The sequence below is a fragment of the Streptococcus sp. oral taxon 061 genome, from assembly GCF_964211575.1.
In the GTDB taxonomy this organism is placed as follows: Bacteria; Bacillota; Bacilli; order Lactobacillales; family Streptococcaceae; genus Streptococcus.
In genome coordinates, this window is the sequence record NZ_CAXOQQ010000006.1 from 96,703 (window position 1) to 111,985 (window position 15,283).

The 15,283-nt window shown below is 42.9% G+C and carries 12 protein-coding genes; 6 read left to right on the forward strand and 6 right to left on the reverse strand.

Features of this window, described 5'->3' with window-relative positions:
- Positions 1–14 precede the first annotated feature (14 nt).
- The gene (locus AB8E63_RS06010) at positions 15–1,076 is read right to left on the reverse strand and encodes a M24 family metallopeptidase (protein ID WP_368910403.1); all 1,062 of its coding nucleotides are present in this window, start codon (positions 1,074–1,076) and stop codon (positions 15–17) included.
- Entirely contained in the window at positions 1,069–3,900 is a 2,832-nt protein-coding gene (uvrA, locus tag AB8E63_RS06015) for an excinuclease ABC subunit UvrA (RefSeq protein WP_368910404.1), read from the reverse strand. The genes AB8E63_RS06010 and uvrA overlap by 8 nt, the downstream gene beginning before the upstream one ends.
- 142 nt (positions 3,901–4,042) lie before the next feature.
- Here uvrA and AB8E63_RS06020 point away from each other — a divergent pair, with 142 nt between their 5' ends.
- The 4 genes from AB8E63_RS06020 to AB8E63_RS06035 all read left to right on the forward strand — a co-directional run bounded on the left by AB8E63_RS06020 (position 4,043) and on the right by AB8E63_RS06035 (position 7,324).
- Positions 4,043–4,987 carry a magnesium transporter CorA family protein gene (locus tag AB8E63_RS06020; protein WP_004250490.1) on the forward strand — a complete coding sequence of 315 codons (945 nt, stop codon included), beginning with the start codon at positions 4,043–4,045 and terminating at the stop codon, positions 4,985–4,987.
- Positions 4,988–4,999: 12 nt separating this feature from the next.
- Complete coding sequence (locus AB8E63_RS06025; RefSeq protein ID WP_016466360.1) at positions 5,000–5,674, forward strand: DUF1129 domain-containing protein; 675 nt, start codon at positions 5,000–5,002, stop codon at positions 5,672–5,674.
- Positions 5,675–5,874: 200 nt separating this feature from the next.
- On the forward strand, positions 5,875–6,138 hold the full coding sequence (locus tag AB8E63_RS06030; RefSeq protein ID WP_006149211.1) for a SemiSWEET family transporter: 264 nt from the start codon (positions 5,875–5,877) through the stop codon (positions 6,136–6,138).
- 148 nt (positions 6,139–6,286) lie between these two features.
- Positions 6,287–7,324, forward strand: coding sequence for a S66 peptidase family protein (locus AB8E63_RS06035; RefSeq protein WP_368910405.1), 1,038 nt, complete (start codon positions 6,287–6,289; stop codon positions 7,322–7,324).
- Positions 7,325–7,369: 45 nt separating this feature from the next.
- Here AB8E63_RS06035 and AB8E63_RS06040 read toward each other — a convergent pair whose 3' ends face one another.
- The 3 genes from AB8E63_RS06040 to mutL form a co-directional block, all read right to left on the reverse strand.
- Positions 7,370–7,942 carry a DNA-3-methyladenine glycosylase I gene (locus AB8E63_RS06040; protein WP_368910406.1) on the reverse strand — a complete coding sequence of 191 codons (573 nt, stop codon included), beginning with the start codon at positions 7,940–7,942 and terminating at the stop codon, positions 7,370–7,372.
- Between the two features lie 9 nt (positions 7,943–7,951).
- The gene (gene ruvA, locus AB8E63_RS06045; protein ID WP_368910407.1) at positions 7,952–8,545 is read right to left on the reverse strand and encodes a Holliday junction branch migration protein RuvA; all 594 of its coding nucleotides are present in this window, start codon (positions 8,543–8,545) and stop codon (positions 7,952–7,954) included.
- A 119-nt stretch (positions 8,546–8,664) separates the two neighbouring features.
- Positions 8,665–10,614, reverse strand: a complete 1,950-nt coding sequence (mutL, locus tag AB8E63_RS06050; RefSeq protein WP_368910408.1) for a DNA mismatch repair endonuclease MutL — start codon at positions 10,612–10,614, stop codon at positions 8,665–8,667.
- A gap of 183 nt (positions 10,615–10,797) precedes the next feature.
- Here mutL and tyrS point away from each other — a divergent pair, with 183 nt between their 5' ends.
- Both tyrS and AB8E63_RS06060 read left to right on the forward strand, forming a co-directional pair.
- Positions 10,798–12,054 carry a tyrosine--tRNA ligase gene (gene tyrS, locus AB8E63_RS06055; RefSeq protein WP_368910409.1) on the forward strand — a complete coding sequence of 419 codons (1,257 nt, stop codon included), beginning with the start codon at positions 10,798–10,800 and terminating at the stop codon, positions 12,052–12,054.
- A gap of 53 nt (positions 12,055–12,107) precedes the next feature.
- Complete coding sequence (locus tag AB8E63_RS06060; protein ID WP_368910410.1) at positions 12,108–12,956, forward strand: putative RNA methyltransferase; 849 nt, start codon at positions 12,108–12,110, stop codon at positions 12,954–12,956.
- Between the two features lie 52 nt (positions 12,957–13,008).
- On the opposite strand, the gene glgP is transcribed toward AB8E63_RS06060, so the two are convergent.
- Positions 13,009–15,267 carry a glycogen/starch/alpha-glucan family phosphorylase gene (glgP, locus tag AB8E63_RS06065; protein ID WP_368910411.1) on the reverse strand — a complete coding sequence of 753 codons (2,259 nt, stop codon included), beginning with the start codon at positions 15,265–15,267 and terminating at the stop codon, positions 13,009–13,011.
- Positions 15,268–15,283: the final 16 nt, after the last annotated feature.

The following is a 15,283-nucleotide window of genomic DNA, read 5'->3' on the forward strand; positions in this document are numbered from 1 at the left end:
TTTATCTCATTTTCTTAGATTACGATTAATTCTTTTGGAGCAAGGGTTAATAACTCACAACCTGTATCTGTAATCAAGATATCATCTTCGATACGAACTCCGTATTTACCTTCAATATAAATACCAGGCTCATCAGTCAAGACCATACCCGATTTAATAACTTCTGTAGAAGTTTGGCTAAAGTATGGCTCTTCGTGGATATCAAGTCCGATACCGTGTCCGATACCGTGTGTAAAGTATTGTCCATAGCCTGCTTCCACAATGATATCACGAGGAATTTTATCAAAGTCACGGAAACCTAAGCCAGCCTTAGCTTGGTCAATCAACGCTTGGTTCGCCTTTAAAACAGTATTGTAGATTTCTGCTTGTTCGTCGCTGACATGGCCTAGGTAGATGGTACGAGTCATATCACTCACATAATGCTCGTAAAGGCATCCAAAGTCCATAGTGATAGCTTCGCCTAGTTCTACTGGCTTATGCATAGGATGAGCATGGGGTTTAGAAGAGTTGATGCCACTCGCTAAGATTGTGTCAAAGGACAAACCTGCCGCTCCCAGCTCACGCATACGGAAATCAAGGAAGTTGGCAATTTCAATTTCAGTCTTCCCTGGCTTGATAAATTCAAGGGCATCGTGGAAAGCTTGGTCTGATATTGAACAAGCCTTGCGAATAGTCGCAATCTCTGTTTCATCCTTAATCATACGAAGCGCTTCAACAAACTGAGTCTGTGGAACTAGTTCCAAACCTTCAAAAGCGGCTTGCATGCGGTGGTAATAAGAAACCGAGATTTCATCTTCAAACCCGATACGAGAAAGGCCCATGTCTTTCGCAATCTTTGCAATAACAGCCAACTCGTCACGTTCTGCAAAAATCTCAAAACCAGTAACTTCCTGCTTAGCAGCGATGATATAGCGGGCATCCGTCACCAAAATTTGACGGTCACGACTGATAAAGACTGTTCCATTTGAACCCCAAAATCCTGTCAAATAGTAGACATTTTTAAGGTTATTGATAATGATTCCATCTAGTTCTTTTTCTTGCATTTTATCGAGAAATGCTTGCACACGTTTATTCATGATGTAACTTTCCTTTCAAATACTGTCCTGTATAGCTTGCTTCATTGGCAGCTACTTCTTCTGGAGTTCCTGTTGCAATGATGGTACCACCACCGACACCGCCTTCTGGACCTAAATCGATGATATGGTCTGCTGTTTTGATGACATCTAGATTATGCTCAATCACGAGAACTGTATTACCATCGTCTACAAAGCGAGACAAAACCTTCAGTAGACGCGCGATATCCTCGGTATGAAGACCAGTTGTCGGTTCATCTAGAATGTAGAAGGATTTACCAGTCGAGCGTTTATGGAGCTCGCTAGCCAGCTTCATACGTTGCGCTTCTCCACCAGAAAGAGTTGTGGCAGGTTGTCCCAAGGTCACATAGCCTAGACCAACATCTTTGATAGTCTGGAGTTTGCGTTGAATTTTTGGAATGTGTTTGAAAAATTCCACCGCATCGTTGACGGTCATATCTAAAACTTGCGAGATATTCTTTTCCTTATAATGAACTTCCAGGGTTTCACTGTTGTAGCGGGTTCCATGGCAGACTTCACAAGCTACGTATACGTCTGGCAAGAAGTGCATCTCAATCTTGATAATCCCGTCACCTGAGCAGGCCTCACAGCGACCACCCTTGACATTGAAACTGAAGCGACCCTTCTTGTAGCCTCGAATCTTGGCTTCATTTGTCTGAGCGAAGAGGTCCCGAATGTCATCAAAGACACCTGTATAGGTTGCAGGATTGGACCTTGGTGTTCTTCCAATAGGACTCTGGTCAATATCAATCAGACGATCGATATGCTCAATCCCTGAGATAGTCTTAAACTTTCCAGGCTTGTCTGAATTGCGATTGAGTTTTTGAGCAATGGCTTTTTTGAGGATGCTGTTAATCAAGGTAGATTTCCCAGAACCTGACACACCCGTCACCGCGACAAATTTTCCTAGTGGGAAACGAGCAGTGATATTTTGTAGGTTGTTTTCACGCGCACCTGTCACTTCGATAAAGCGACCATTGCCTATACGGCGTTCTAACGGCACTGGAATGGCACGTTTTCCTGATAGATACTGTCCTGTGATGGATTTACTGTTGCGAGCCACCTGCTTAGGCGTTCCTGCTGCTACAATCTCTCCACCAAAGACCCCTGCACCAGGGCCGACGTCTATCAGATAATCAGCCTCTCGCATGGTATCTTCATCATGTTCTACTACAATGAGAGTATTCCCCAAATCACGCATCTTTTTCAGACTGGCAATCAGACGGTCATTGTCCCTTTGGTGAAGACCGATAGACGGCTCATCTAAGATATAGAGGACTCCTGAGAGATTGGAACCAATCTGGGTTGCCAAGCGAATACGTTGACTCTCCCCACCTGATAATGTTCCTGCAGAACGAGAAAGGGTCAGATAGTTGAGACCGACATTATTGAGGAAGGTCAAGCGATCTTTGATTTCCTTAAGAATCGGACGAGCGATGATGGTTTCATTTTCAGATAGGGTCAACTGGTTAATGGCTTCCAAGTGGTCTGCAATAGAAAGGTCAGAAACTTCTCCGATATGAAGCCCCTTCTCTCCCCCTACTCGAACAGATAAGGCCTGGTCATTGAGACGATAACCATGACAAGTACCACAGGTTAGCTCATTCATATAAAGGCGCATCTGTGTGCGGGTGTAGTCGCTATTAGTTTCATGGTAACGTCGCTTAATATTCCCTATAACACCTTCAAAAGGAATGTCGATATCGCGAACTCCGCCGAATTCATTTTCATAGTGGAAATGGAATTCCTTCCCATCTGAACCATAGAAAATGAGATGTTTCTCCTCCTCAGACAAGTCCTCAAAAGGAGTATCCATATCCACTCCAAAGGCTGTCATGGCTTGTTCTAGCATATTTGGATAATAGTTAGAAGAGATAGGGTTCCAAGGTGCTAAGGCTCCCTCACGGAGGGTCTTGCTAGCATCTGGTACGACTAAGTCCGTATCAACCTCTAGCTTGATACCCAAACCATCACACTCACTACAAGAACCAAACGGTGCATTGAAAGAGAAGAGACGAGGTTCTAGTTCTGGAACTGTAAAACCACAGACTGGGCAGGCATAATGTTCTGAAAAGAGTAACTCCGAATCATCCATAGTATCGATAACCACATAACCTTCTGCGATACGAAGGGCTGCTTCGATGGAATCAAAGAGACGACTACGGATACCTTCCTTGATGATAATACGATCTACCACCACATCGATGGTGTGTTGTTTATTCTTTTCAAGTTCAGGAACTTCGGTCACATCGTATACAACCCCATCGACACGGACACGAACATAGCCATCCTTTTGAATTTTTTCAATCAGAGTCTTATGCTGCCCTTTTTTCTTACGAATAACAGGAGCCAAAATCTGCAGACGCTGGCGCTCTGGCAACTCCAAAACCTTGTCTACAATTTGTTCGACAGACGAAGCCTTAATAGCCCCATGTCCATTGATACAGTAGGGTGTTCCTACACGAGCATAGAGGAGACGTAGATAATCGTTGATTTCCGTCGTTGTCCCAACCGTTGAGCGAGGGTTTTTACTAGTCGTTTTCTGGTCAATAGAAATGGCAGGGCTGAGACCATCGATAGAGTCCACGTCTGGTTTTTCCATATTGCCCAAAAACTGACGAGCATAGGCTGACAGACTTTCAACGTAGCGACGTTGCCCTTCTGCATACAGGGTATCAAAGGCAAGACTCGACTTGCCCGAACCCGACAGCCCCGTCACCACAACCAGCTTGTCTCGTGGAATTTCCACGTCAATATTTTTTAAATTATGGGCGCGTGCCCCATGGATGACAATCTTATCTTGCATGTTACTTCTTTCTAGTCCATTGTTGCTTTCCATTATACCAAAAAAAGTGAAATTCTATTACCAAAAAAGCCGAATTTATAGTATAATAGTACGGTGCTAAAAATCACTTAAACACAGAATAGATTAGGAAAGGATAGGAGATATGAAACAAGTCTTTCTCTCAACAACAACTGAATTTAAAGAGATCGATACGCTCCAGCCGGGCACTTGGATCAATCTCGTCAATCCTACACAAAGCGAATCGATGGAAATTGCTTCTGCTTTTGATATTGATATCGCTGACCTCCGTGCACCACTCGATGCCGAAGAAATGTCTCGTATCACGATTGAAGATGAATACACTCTGATTATCGTAGATGTTCCCATTACCGAGGAAAGAAATAACCGAACCTACTATGTGACCATTCCCTTGGGGATTATCATCACAGAGGAGGCTATCATTACTACTTGCTTGGAACCTCTCCCACTTCTAGATGTCTTTATCAATCGGAGACTTCGAAATTTCTATACCTTTATGCGTTCGCGCTTTATCTTTCAAATCCTCTACCGCAACGCTGAAATTTATCTGACAGCCCTTCGTTCAATTGAACGTAAGAGTGAGCAAATCGAAACCCAACTTCACAAATCTACTCGAAATGAAGAATTGATTGAACTCATGGAGTTGGAAAAGACCATCGTCTACTTCAAGGCCTCTCTTAAGACAAACGAGCGCGTGATTAAAAAATTGACCAGCGCAACTAGCAATATTAAGAAATACCTTGAAGACGAAGATCTACTTGAAGACACATTGATTGAAACGCAACAGGCCATCGAGATGGCGGATATCTATGGAAACGTCCTTCACTCTATGACAGAGACCTTTGCCTCTATCATTTCAAACAACCAGAACAATATCATGAAAACCTTGGCCCTCGTGACCATCGTTATGTCTATCCCGACTATGATTTTCTCAGCTTACGGAATGAACTTTAAGGATAATGAAATTCCTTTAAACGGAGAGCCACATGCTTTCTGGCTCATCGTCTTTATCGCCTTTGCTATGAGTGTTTCTCTCACTCTTTACCTCATCCATAAAAAATGGTTCTAAACAGGAGTTATTATGTCACAGATTGATTTAAAAGAATTAACAAAGAAAAACCAGGAATTTATCCATATTGCAACCCAGCAATTTCTCAAGGACGGGAAAACCGATGCCGAAATCAAGGCTATCCTTGAAGAAGTCATTCCTCATATCCTTGAGGAGCAACCAAAAGGAGTGACAGCTCGTTCTATCTACGGAGCACCAACTCACTGGGCTCATAGTTTCAGCGAAAAAGAGCAATACGAAAAAGAACATCCAAAAGAAAACGACGATCCAAAATTGATGATGTTGGATTCAGCCCTTTTCATCACAGGATTATTTGCAGTAGTTAGCGCCTTGATGAGCTTCTTCTCAAACCAACCTGTGGCCTACGGATTGGTAACACTTATCAGTGTAGGAGCCTTTGGTGGAGTTGCCTTCTATCTTCTCTACCACTTCATCTACCGCTACTACGGACCAGATACTGACCGTAGCCAACGCCCTCCATTCTGGAAATCACTTTTAGTTATGTTGGCAACCATGTTTGCCTGGGTTCTCATCCTCTTCTTGAGTAACTTCCTTCCACAAGCCATCAATATTAGTCTCCCACCACTTGTTTTGTTGGTGATTGGAGGAGCACTTCTTGCCCTACGTTTCTACCTCAAAAAACGTTTCAACATCAAGAGCGCAAGTGCTGGACCAGCTAGATATTAAGATAAACAAAAAAAGTAGTGTGTTTTACAGACAGACTACTTTTATTATGGCTCCAAAGCATTTTTTGATTCTCCAAAGAAAAGTAGCTACATTTTCTAAAAACGTTCTAATGTAACGGCTCCCCTTAAAATCCCTAGGTTTTATCCTTGAATTCAAGTTGTTTTTCTGTTATGATAATAAAGTAATAAGGAGAAATATATATGACTAAACAGAGAATTAATCAAGTTGTTGGTTCAATTGGTGCCTTTATCGGGATTATTGTATTTATAGCCTACATCCCTCAAATTTTTGCCAATTTACAAGGGAACAAAGCTCAACCATTCCAACCTTTATCAGCAGCTGTCTCTTGCTTAATCTGGGTCATTTATGGATGGACAAAAGAGCCTAAGAAAGACTGGATTCTAATCATTCCAAACTCGGCTGGGGTTGTCCTTGGCGGACTGACCTTCCTTACTGCTCTATAAGAATGCAACTACTATAAAAAGCAACCACATCATTGGTTGCTTTTTTACTACTTTCTTGGTCTAAAAGTCTTCTTCTGACTCTAATTCTTGTTGTTTTCCCTCATCTTTTGTGATACAATAGCATCAATTTTTTCTAGGAGGATAATATATGACTTCTACTATTGGTATTATAAGTTTATCTAGTGGGACTATGGGTGAAGACTTTGTCAAGCACGAAGTGGACTTGGGTATTCAACGTCTCAAGGACCTCGGACTCAATCCTATCTTTTTACCTCATTCGCTAAAAGGCTTAGATTTTATCAAAGAACATCCTGAAGCTCGTGCAGAGGATTTGATGCAGGCCTTTTCTGATGATAGTATCGACATGATCCTATGCGCCATTGGTGGAAACGATACCTATCGCCTGCTACCCTATCTTTTTGAAAATGACCAACTACAAAAGGTTATCAAACCAAAGATTTTTCTCGGTTTCTCGGATACGACCATGAACCATCTCATGCTGCATAAACTAGGAATCAAGACTTTTTACGGCCAATCCTTTCTAGCAGACATTTGTGAGTTAGACAAAGAAATGTTGCCATATAGCCTCCACTACTTCAAAGAATTGATTGAGACGGGAAGAATCTCAGAAATTCGACCTAGTGACGTTTGGTATGAGGAACGGACTGATTTTAGTCCCAAAGCCTTGGGAACACCTCGTGTCAGCCATGCAAATACAGGTTTTGACTTGTTACAAGGCAATGCTAAGTTCGAGGGAGAAATCCTCGGTGGTTGTCTTGAGTCTCTCTATGATATTTTTGACAACTCTCTACACGCAGATAGCACAGACCTCTGCCAAAAATACAAACTTTTCCCTGACTTATACGACTGGGAAGGAAAGATTCTATTGCTAGAAACCAGCGAGGAAAAGCCTAAACCGGAAGACTTCAAAAAGATGTTACGGACTTTAAAGGAAACTGGTATACTCGAGGTCATCAGTGGACTCTTGGTCGGAAAACCTATGGATGAAACCTTCTATGACGACTATAAGGAGGCTTTAATGGACACCATTGATAGCAATATCCCAATTGTCTATAATCTAAACGTTGGCCATGCCACACCAAGAGCAATTGTCCCCTTCGGAGTCCACGCCCATGTAGATGCAACGGAGCAAGTCATTCGCTTTGACTATAACAAAGAAAGCTGAGATGAATTTCTCAGCTTTTTCTGTATTCTCCGATGTTCTAGCCATCTAACGGCACTCATTTCTACTTTTCCATTCACAATCATTCTCATGGTCATCAACCAAACCTGCAGCCTGTAGAAAAGACAAGACAGCAACTGGCCCAGTAAACTTAAAGCCTCGTTTTTTGAGATCTTTGGATAATTTCTCAGATAGAGCTGTTTTGGCAGGCGCCTGGCTGTAGTCAGGCACATCATTGACGATGGTTTTCCCACCGACAAAAGACCATAGGTAGCTATCAAAAGAGCCGAACTCTGCCCGGACTTGTAGAAAGGATTGGGCGTTTGCTCGCGTTGCAAAGATCTTATCTCGATTTCGGATGATAGCTGAATTATCCATCAAAGCTTCCAATTCTTCATCAGTCATGTCCGCAACAGATTGAATTTGGTAACCATGAAAGGCTTCTCGGAAGGATTGGCGTTTATTGAGCACCGTTTCCCAAGATAGTCCAGCCTGATAGGTTTCCATGCAAAGCAACTCAAAAAGAGCTTGATCATCATGAAGAGGTTGGCCCCACTCTTCATCGTGGTAGGCTACATACAGAGGGTTGTTCATTTTAACCCAACCACAGCGTTTTGACATAGACATCTCCTATTTCACCAACATCTTAAGGGCAGATTTGATATAGTTCTCTGCCGTATCCGAAGTTCCTTCAAAGAATTTCTTGATCTTCTTAAGCTCAGTCGCCTTGTAGCCCAAGGCCAACATGGCTTCCATAGCTTCTTCCAATTCTTGGTTGTCGCTGCTAGATGGAGCTGTAGTCTTAGCAGGGAGGTCGTCACCTGCCACAACCACCTTACCTTCTAAGTCCAACACCATCTGTTGGGCTGTTTTCTTCCCGATTTTAGGGAACTTGGTCAAGTAGGTGATGTTCTTAGTCTCAATAGCTTGAACGAGGCCAGCATTGTCATCGGCCGCGATAATAGCAAGAGCGGAAACAGGACCAATGCCCGACACCGAAATCAAGCTGAGAAAGAGTTTCTTCTCGTCTTCTGAACGGAAACCGTAAAGTAGATGAGCATCTTCGCGAACGACTTGATGCACATAGATTTGTGCTTCTTGGTTGACTTGCCCTGAGTAGGCATAAGGATTAGCTACATGCAGGATGTAGCCGATACCGTTAGCTTCTAGAACGATGTATTTAGCAGTAATTTTGGTAATGATACCCTTTAGATATTCGTACATAATTTTCCCTTCAATTTATACTCAATGAAAATCAAATCTAAACTAGGAAGCTAACCGTAGGCATGACTTGAATTAGGCAAGGTAAAGCTGACGAGGTTTAGAGAGATTTTCGAAGAGTATTAGTATTTTCCTAGCTCTCGTAGGCTTGTGTGATTTTCCTGAATGCGACGGAACATCTTTTCCATGTCTGACTTGGTAAAGTGGACCAAAACAGGACGTCCGTGTGGACAGTTGTAGGGGTTGTCACATTGTGAGAGTTGGTATAGAAGCTGTCTAGCCGAGTGGTCATCGATACGATGATTGGCCTTGATAGACCGCTTGCAGGACATCATAATGGCCAACTCTGCTCTGTATTTCTTGATCGAAACTTCCTTGGTCAAAAGGAGCATGTCGGACATCTCATAGATTCCAGACTCAATTTCCTCCTCTGCCATCCAAATGGGATGTTCGCGCAAGATAAATTGATTCTCCCCGTACTCTGATAGAAAGACGCCAACTTCCTCTAAGAGAGACATTCTTTCCTTGAGACGAAGGACATCATCCGCTGGAAATTCGAAGATATAAGGTACTAGGAGTTGCTGCTGGCTCTGATCAACATTGCCAATGCTCTCACGGTACTCCTCGTACTTAACCCGCTCCTGAGCCGCATGCTGGTCTATGATGTAAAGTCCATCTCGACCTTGGGCAAAGAGGTAGGTCCCGTGCATTTGTCCGAAAAACTCCAACTCTGGGAAGCTTGAAGATTCTTCTCGCTCCAACTTGTCATAAGCCTTATCCAAACTAGCTAGGTCTAACTCTGGATGGTCCAGTTGGTCATAGCTAGCAGGCTTTCTCTCTGCAAAATGCAGTTTGGCTGGTTTGGTTATCTGGTCTAAGGTTTCCTTAGCAAACAGATTCAAATCCTGTCTTCCTTCCGTCAGATTCACCTGATGGTCTGCCACCTCAGCTTGTGTCGGTCTGGTCGGTTCATTTTTTTCATAATAGAGCGTATTTTCTCTCAGTGGCAAAGTCGTTTGCTCTACTTTTTCACGATTGCGAACAGTAGATTTTGCCAGATTTTCCAAGGCATCTGGAATCAAGGTCTGTTCCTTGAGACTCTTTGCAATAGCTTCTGAAACCAGCGCCATTAGTTCTCTTTCCTTGGAAATCCGCACCTCTTGCTTGGTTGGATGCACATTGACATCTGCTAGATAAGGATCAATATGGATGTGAATAACAGCCAGCGGAAAACGCCCCACCATGAGCTTGCTACCGTATCCATCTAAAATGGCACGATTGAGCAAGAAGTTTTTGATATAACGGCCATTGATAAAAAGGCTGATGTAGTTACGATTAGCCCGTGTCAATTCCGGCAATGAGACAAAGCCTGAAATTTCAAAGTCTAGGTCAGCATTCTCAATTTCAACCATCTTTTTGGCACTGGCTAAACCATAAATTCCAGCAATGGCTTGACGCAGTTGACCCGTACCAGCTGTTCGTGTCATTTCCTTGCCATCGCTAATCAGGCTAAAAGAAATCTCCGGATGGGCTAGTCCCAGACGATTGACAATGTCAATGATATGAGACAACTCTGCCTGCTGGCTCTTCATATACTTGAGACGAGCCGGTGTATTGAAAAAGAGGTCTTCCACACAAACCTTAGTCCCCACAGGACTGGTCGCTGGAATGATTTCCTCAACTTCTCCCCCACGAGCCACTAGCTTGGTCCCGTGACTGGCACCGTCCACCGCTGTCAACAAAGTCAAAACACTAACAGATGCGATAGAGGGCAGGGCTTCACCACGAAAGCCGAGGGTCCGAATCCGAAAAAGATCCGCTTGATTCTTAATCTTACTAGTCGCATGACGACGAAGAGCCAATTCCACTTCATCGTGGGCAATCCCGTGACCATTATCTGTTATTTGGATTTTCTTAAGACCAGCTTCTTCAATTTCAACGATAATCTGGCTAGAGCCAGCATCAATGGCGTTTTCAACTAGCTCCTTGACTACACTAGCAGGACGTTCAATAACTTCTCCTGCTGCGATCTGATTGGCCAAGACTTCTGGCAATTCAATAATATGAGACATCTTTCAGCCCCTTTCTTAACTGTTTTTATCTATTTCTCTGAAAATAAGCTAGTGCTATTATACCATATTTCACTCGTTTCCAAAAAAGTCCGAGTAGCAACTTTCTTCCCGATTTTACTAGGTTATTTGCCAAGTTTGTGGTAAAATAGGTAGAAACAATATTTTATAAAGGAGAAAAGACACATGCACATTTTTGATGAGCTAAAAGAGCGTGGTTTGATTTTTCAAACGACTGATGAAGAAGCTTTGCGTAAAGCCCTAGAAGAAGGTCAAGTTTCTTATTATACTGGCTACGATCCAACTGCTGACAGCCTTCACCTAGGTCACCTTGTCGCAATCTTGACAAGTCGTCGTTTGCAGTTAGCGGGTCACAAACCATATGCTCTCGTTGGCGGTGCTACAGGTCTCATCGGAGATCCGTCCTTCAAAGATGCTGAGCGTAGTCTCCAAACAAAAGACACAGTAGATGGCTGGGTCAAGTCTATCCAAGGACAACTTTCTCGCTTTCTTGACTTTGAAAATGGTGAAAATAAAGCTGTCATGGTCAACAACTACGACTGGTTTGGCAGTATCAGCTTCATTGACTTCCTCCGTGATATCGGAAAATACTTCACTGTCAACTACATGATGAGCAAGGAGTCTGTGAAGAAACGGATTGAAACAGGGATTTCTTACACTGAGTTTGCCTACCAAATCATGCAAGGTTATGACTTCTTTGTCCTCAACCAAGAACACAATGTAACCCTTCAAATCGGTGGTTCTGACCAATGGGGAAACATGACAGCTGGCACTGAGTTGCTTCGTCGTAAGGCTGACAAGACTGGTCACGTAATTACTGTCCCACTCATCACAGACGCAACCGGTAAGAAATTTGGTAAATCAGAAGGGAATGCAGTTTGGCTCAATCCTGAAAAGACTTCTCCATACGAAATGTACCAATTCTGGATGAACGTCATGGACGCTGACGCTGTTCGCTTCTTGAAAATTTTTACTTTCTTGTCATTAGACGAGATTGAAGACATCCGTAAACAATTCGAAACAGCACCACACGAACGCTTGGCTCAAAAAGTCTTGGCTCGTGAAGTCGTGACTCTTGTCCACGGAGAAGAAGCCTACAAAGAAGCCCTTAACATCACTGAACAACTCTTTGCAGGAAATATCAAAAACCTTTCTGTCAAAGAACTCAAACAAGGACTTCGTGGCGTGCCAAACTACCAAGTACAAGCAGACGAAAATCACAACATCGTTGAACTTCTTGTATCTTCTGGCGTGGTTAACTCAAAACGCCAAGCCCGTGAAGACGTACAAAATGGAGCCATCTACGTAAATGGTGACCGCATCCAAGATCTTGACTATGTCTTGAGTGACGCAGATAAGTTAGAGAACGAACTCACTGTTATCCGCCGTGGTAAGAAAAAATACTTCGTCCTTACATATTAAAAAGAAGACTGGATGCATTTGCCATCCAGTCCTTTTTTTGCTAGACTAAAACTATGAATACAAACCTCAAACCCAAACTCCAGCGCTTTGCTTCTGCTAGTGCCTTTACCTGTCCTATCTGCCAAGAAAATCTGACCTTGGTAGAGACTAGCCTCAAGTGTAGCAACCGCCATTCTTTTGACCTAGCAAAATTCGGCTATGTCAATCTAGCTCCGCAAATCAAACAATCTGCCAACTACGACAAGGAAAACTTTCAAAATCGCCAGCAAATCCTAGAAGCTGGCTTTTATCAGGCTATCTTAGAAGGCATCTCAGACATACTAGCGACTAAATCATCTGCAAAAACTGTCTTGGACATCGGTTGTGGCGAGGGCTTCTACTCTCGTAAACTCCAAGAAGTCCACTCCGACAAGACCTTCTATGCCTTTGATATCTCGAAAGACTCGGTCCAGATTGCTGCCAAAAGCGAACCCAACTGGGCGGTCAATTGGTTTGTCGGTGACTTGGCTCATCTTCCTATAAAAGACGTCAGCATGGATATCTTGCTTGATATCTTTTCCCCTGCTAACTACGGTGAATTTCGTCGTGTTTTATCTCAAAATGGTATCTTAATTAAGGTCATCCCAACTGAAAATCACCTTAAAGAAATCCGTCAAATGGTACAGGAGCAACTAACAAAGAAGGACTATTCCAACCAAGATATCAAGGAACATTTCCAGGAACATTTCAGCATCCAATCTAGTCAGATAGCTTCCCTGACCAAGTCCATCACCGCAGAGCAACGCCAAGCCCTGCTTAGCATGACTCCCCTGCTCTTCCACGTTGACCAAAGCAAGATTGACTGGAGTCAACTGACAGAGATTACCATCGAAGCAGAAATTCTAGTTGGGAAAGTACTGTGAATGAATCTAAAATCAAAAAACGCATCTATTAAAGATGCGTTTTTGTTTAATCTTAGTTCAAGTGCCAGATATCTTCGTTGTACTGAGCGATTGTACGGTCAGATGAGAAGAATCCTGCTTTAGCAATGTTGACAATCACTTTATCCAACCATGCGTCACGGTCTTCGTAGTCAGCAAGCATTTGCTCTTTCACTTTGATGTAGTCTTCCAAGTCAAGAAGAGTCATGAACCAGTCTTTGTTGATCAATTCGTTGTAAAGACGTTCCAAGCGTTCTTTCTTACCTACTGCAAGAACAGCGTCGCTCACGATAAAGTCAACCAATGGTTTGATAGCTTCACGAGCGTAGAATTCGCTTGATTTGTAAGCTGATTTTGCGTAAAGGTCGATAACAGTTTCTGAATCTTCACCAAAGATGTAGATGTTTTCGTCTCCAACCAACTCAGCGATTTCCACGTTTGCTCCGTCCATAGTACCAAGAGTCAAAGCTCCGTTCAACATGAATTTCATGTTACCAGTACCTGAAGCTTCTTTAGAAGCCAATGAGATTTGTTCTGAGATATCACATGCTGGGATGAGGAAGCTTGCTGCAGTAACGTTGTAGTTTTCAACCATAACGACTTGCAAGTGTGGAGCTACTGCTGGGTCGTTTGCAATCACTTCTGACAAGCAAAGGATCAAGTGGATGATGTCTTGAGCAATTGTGTAGGCAGGAGCTGCTTTACCACCAAAGAATACTGTGATTGGACGGGCAGGGATGTTACCAGCCTTGATGTCAAGATATTTGTGAATCACATACAAAGCGTTCATTTGTTGGCGTTTGTACTCGTGAAGACGTTTGATTTGGATATCAAAGATAGAGTTTGTATTGATTTCCACACCTTGGTGTTCTTTCAAGTGACGAGCCAATTTACGTTTGTTGTGAGCCTTGATGCTTTCCAATTTTTCTTTGACAGCAGCCTTGTCTTCATATGAGAGAAGGTCTTCCAACTTAGAAGCATCGTGGTGCCAATCGCGTCCAAGAATCTCATCCAAGTAGTGAGACAAGCTTGGGTTGGCATGCATGAGCCAACGGCGGAATGTGATACCGTTTGTTTTGTTGTTGAATTTTTCTGGGTAGATGTCGTAGAAAGCTTTCAACTCAGAGTTCTTCAAGATTTCAGTGTGGAGTGCTGCTACCCCGTTAACACTGTATCCGTAGTGGATATCCATGTGAGCCATGTGTACACGGTCGTTTTCATCAATGATTTGAACAGCTGGGTCTTTGTATTCTGCTTTCACACGACGGTCCAATTCTTTGATGATTGGTACCAAGTGAGGAACCACTTCTTCCAAGAATTCAAGAGGCCATTTTTCAAGGGCTTCAGCAAGGATTGTGTGGTTTGTGTAGGCAGTCATGCTACGAACGATAGAGATTGCTTCATCAAGTTCGATACCACGTTCAGTCAAAAGACGGATCAATTCAGGGATCACCATTGATGGGTGAGTATCGTTGATTTGTACAACTGCGTAGTCAGCAAGGTCGTGCAAGTTGCTTCCTTTTTCGATCGCTTCGTCGATGATCAATTGAGCACCATTTGAAACCATGAAGTATTGTTGGAAAATACGGAGCAATTCACCTTGACGGTCACTATCGTCTGGGTAAAGGAAAAGAGTCAAGTTGCGAGCGATGTCTGTCTTGTCAAAGTTGATACCATCTTTGATGATTGAAGAATCAACTGAATCTAAGTCAAACAAACGCAAGCGGTTTTTAGTCGCTGTTTTGTAACCAGGTACATCGATATCGTAAAGAGTAGATGTCAATGTAAAGTGTGCAAATGGTACTTGGTAGCTACGGCTTGAGCGAACCAACCAGTTTTGGTCAGTCAACCAAGCGTTAGGAATTGTTTCTTGTTGGTTGTTTTTAAGAACTTGTTGGAAAAGTCCGAAGTGGTAGTTCAAACCAACCCCATCACCGTTCAAACCAAGTGTAGCGATTGAGTCGATAAAGCAGGCTGCCAAACGTCCCAAACCACCATTCCCAAGTGATGGTTCCAATTCTACTTCTTCGATTTCGATCAACTCTTTACCTGCATCAGCAAGTTCTTTCTTAACTTCGTCATAAAGACCAAGGTTAATCAAGTTGTTAGACAAGAGTTTACCAATCAAGAATTCAGCTGAGATATAGTAAACTTTCTTCTTGCCAGTGTTGACTGGTTTTTGGCTACTTGCAAGCTTGCTGTAGTTAAGAAGAGCAAGGTAAAGCTCTTCGTTACTACATTCTGCGATAGATTTATTGTAACGATTTTGTACAAATTCTTTTAATGGTAACATTTTTTGTGTCTCCTGA